At 61.4% G+C, this 2,799-nt stretch carries 3 protein-coding genes; 1 reads left to right on the forward strand and 2 read right to left on the reverse strand.

Annotated elements, in window-relative coordinates; all coding sequences use genetic code 11:
- Both DBR18_RS29315 and DBR18_RS16110 read right to left on the reverse strand, forming a co-directional pair.
- Positions 1 to 539, reverse strand: a 539-nt coding sequence (locus tag DBR18_RS29315) for an aldehyde dehydrogenase family protein (protein WP_256588746.1), incomplete at its 3' end; no start/stop codon positions are given.
- A 130-nt stretch (positions 540 to 669) separates the two neighbouring features.
- Positions 670 to 1,584: a LysR family transcriptional regulator gene (locus tag DBR18_RS16110; protein ID WP_007967749.1), complete on the reverse strand. Its 915-nt coding sequence runs from the start codon at positions 1,582 to 1,584 to the stop codon at positions 670 to 672.
- Positions 1,585 to 1,761: 177 nt separating this feature from the next.
- Here DBR18_RS16110 and DBR18_RS16115 point away from each other — a divergent pair, with 177 nt between their 5' ends.
- Positions 1,762 to 2,493, forward strand: coding sequence for a tellurite resistance TerB family protein (locus tag DBR18_RS16115; protein WP_108591060.1), 732 nt, complete (start codon positions 1,762 to 1,764; stop codon positions 2,491 to 2,493).
- Positions 2,494 to 2,799: the final 306 nt, after the last annotated feature.

The raw sequence follows: 2,799 nt of genomic DNA on the forward strand, positions 1-2,799 counted from the left end.
GGCTTGAACACCAGGGTATTGCCGGCGGCGAGGGCCGGGGCGATTTTCCACGCGGCCATCATGATCGGGTAGTTCCACGGCGCAATCGAGGCGACGACACCAATCGGATCACGGCGCACCATGCTGGTGTAACCCGGCACGTATTCGCCGCTGAGCTGACCGGTCTGGCAGCGCACGGCACCAGCAAAGAATCGGAAAACGTCGACGGTCGCAGTCAGATCGTCCTGACGCGCCAAATGCAGCGGCTTGCCGCAGTTCAGCGCTTCGAGGCGGGCGAGGTGATCGGCGTGTTTTTCCACCGCGCTGGCGATGTCCAGCAGCAGGTTCGAACGTTGCTGCGGCGTGGTGCGCGACCATTCGGCAAAGGCGCGGTGGGCGGCGAGGATCGCGGTTTCAACCTGCTCGGTGCTGGCCTCGGCGATATGGGTGAGGATTTCACCGGTGGCCGGGTTGAGGATCGGCTCGACAAAACCTTGCCCGGCGACCAGTTCGCCGTCGATCAGCAACGCGGTACACATCGGGGTCTGCACGCCAGCCATTTTCCGCGATCTCTTTTCTTGTGTGGTCATTGTGGCTCCCATGCCCGGGAGCCGACCGTCTTATAGATGCAGCAAGACTAGTGCGCGGCTCCGAGGTCGACAAATTCTAAATACTGAAGGTTGCATTCGATTAAATAGATGGCTTGCGTCCGCCGTGGGGCTGCTCGCGGGCCACCGTCAGAAATGGATCGACCAGGGCAGGGCGGGCGGTGCCACGACGCCAGGCCAGACCGACGTCGAGGGTCTGGTTGAGGTCGGCAATCGGCCGCGCTTCGATGATGTCGCCTTCCAGTGACCACGGGCGGTAAGTCATGTCGGGTTGAATCGAAACGCCGAGCCCTGCCGCCACCAGACTTCGCACCGCCTCGGTGGATGCGGTTCTGAGGGTGATCTTCGGTTGCAGCCCGGCGCCGCGCCACAGGCGCTGGGCGTTGCGATCCATTTCGTCGACGTTCAGTTGAATCAGCGGCTCGCGAGCGACGTCGGCGAGGTTGATGCTGTCGTGTTCCAGCAACGGATGCTGGGCCGGCAGCCACAGACGATGCGGTGAATGGGTCAACACTTCGGTCTGCAGGGCGTGGCGATCTTCGAGGTTGGAGAGGATCAGTACGCCGACATCGATCTCGCCGCTGACCAGCAAATGCTCGATGTACGGCCGCTCGTCCTCCATCACGCGGATTTCGACGTTGGGATAGGCGCGCTGGAACCGGGTCAGCAAATCGGCGAGGTAATAACCGGCGACCAGACTGGTCACGCCGACGATCAACTGCCCGGCGACCTGATCGGTGCTTTGTTGCAGGCTGCGTTTGGCATTGTCCACGGTCGCCAGAATCAGATGCGCCTGGCGCAGGAATTGATGACCTTGATGAGTCAGGGTCATGCCCTTGGCGTGGCGGCTGAACAGGCTGACGCCGATTTCCTCCTCCAGTTGCTGGATTGCCAGGGTCAGGGTCGATTGGGAGATGAACGCGGTTTGCGCGGCGGCGGAGATAGAGCCGGTCTCGGCCACGGCGATGAAGTGACGGATCTGACGCAGGGTCATCATGAGAAGCGCTACCCAGTGGGCGGTTTTTATAGATTGGCCTGAGTGTATATCTATTTTCACGAAGGGCTGCTTTTGGCGAGCAACATCTGGAAGCACACTCGCGGGCAGGGCAGGGGCACTTTCGAACTAGGCTGAGGGCCTGATAGATCCGGATAACCCCTGTTTTGGAGGCGGAACATGAACACCCGTGGATTGCTCGATCAACTACTCAAATCCGGCCAGGAGCTGTTGCAGAACAAGGCCGGCGGGGCGCAGAACAATCAGCAGAAATCGGCGGCGGGCGGCCTGGGCGGTCTGCTTGGCGGGTCTTCAGGCTCCGGTGCGCTGGGTGGCCTGCTTTCGGGGGCGGGCGGTGGCGCGCTGGCCGCCGGGGCCATGGGCCTGCTGCTCGGCAGCAAAAAGGCGCGCAAGGTCGGCGGTAAAGTCGCGGTATACGGCGGCCTTGCTGCACTCGGTGTGCTGGCCTACAAGGCTTACGGCAACTGGAACGCGCAAAAGGGCACGGCCCCGCAAACCGAACCGCAAACGCTGGACCGACTGCCGCCCGCGCAAGCCGAACAACACAGTCAGGCCATCCTCAAAGCCCTGGTCGCCGCTGCCAAGGCCGACGGCCATATCGACGATCGTGAACGCCAGTTGATCGAAGGCGAGTTCATCAAACTCGACAACGATCAGGAACTGCAGCACTGGCTGCACGCCGAACTCAACAAACCCCTCGACCCGGCCGACGTCGCCCGCGCCGCCAGTACCCCGGAAATGGCGGCGGAGATGTACATCGCCAGCGTGATGCTGGTGGATGAGGAGAGCTTTATGGAAAAGGCTTATCTGGAGGAACTGGCAAAGCAACTGAAGCTGGAGCCGGGCTTGAAAGTAGAACTGGAGAAACAGGTGCGACAGGCGTCGCTATAGAACGGCCTGAACACGCTACTCCTGTAGGAGCTGCGGCACGCTGCGATCTTTTGATGTCGGCTTTTTAAAAATCAAAAGATCGCAGCGTGCCGCAGCTCCTACACGCCAGACGCCAAATTTTGCAGGAGCGAGCCTGCTCGCGATTGCGTTTTCAGCGTCACACCGAGCCCAATGGCCAATCCATCGCCCCTTTTTGCCGTTCCATCACTGGCACGCCAGCCCCCGATTGTCGGACAGTCCCACCCCAGAGCCTCCCGGCTATCCACGCCGGCCCGGCCCGAGGGTTGAAAAGCGTCTTATAAATGA

This window comes from Pseudomonas sp. HMWF021 (assembly GCF_003061005.1).
Taxonomy (GTDB): domain Bacteria; phylum Pseudomonadota; class Gammaproteobacteria; order Pseudomonadales; family Pseudomonadaceae; genus Aquipseudomonas.

Excerpts from the sequence above, each read along its gene's own strand:
- DBR18_RS16110 (WP_007967749.1), bottom strand. The coding sequence starts at position 1,584 with ATGATGACCCTGCGTCAGATCCGTCACTTCATCGCCGTGGCCGAGACC.
- DBR18_RS16115 (WP_108591060.1), top strand. The coding sequence starts at position 1,762 with ATGAACACCCGTGGATTGCTCGATCAACTACTCAAATCCGGCCAGGAG.